Origin of the sequence: Bradyrhizobium sp. sGM-13 (assembly GCF_018398875.1) — a bacterium.
Lineage (GTDB): Bacteria > Pseudomonadota > Alphaproteobacteria > Rhizobiales > Xanthobacteraceae > Bradyrhizobium.
Window position 1 is genome coordinate 1 of the sequence record NZ_JAGWDK010000432.1, and the last position, 237, is coordinate 237.

At 59.1% G+C, this 237-nt stretch carries 1 protein-coding gene; it reads right to left on the bottom strand.

Annotated elements, in window-relative coordinates; translation table 11 throughout:
• Positions 1 to 125: ketopantoate reductase family protein (locus KJQ96_RS39545; protein WP_213291279.1), on the bottom strand; the 125-nt coding region annotated here is incomplete at its 3' end.
• Positions 126 to 237: the final 112 nt, after the last annotated feature.

Below are 237 nucleotides of genomic sequence, written 5' to 3' on the forward strand. Positions count from 1 at the left end.
CCATGGGCGTTGATGGCGTCGACATGCGGCTGCCGGCCGATAAACGTCACGTCATGTCCGGCTTTGAGCAGCAATCCCCCGTAATAGCATCCGACCGCTCCGGCACCGACGACTGCGACTTTCATGATTGTCTCCTGATCGGCTGATGCGGTTCGAGTAGCTGATCCAAGCAGATGCCGCAATTCCGGGGCTGGCCTCGACCCGTTGGCTCATCCGGGCGATTTTCTGTGACACAAT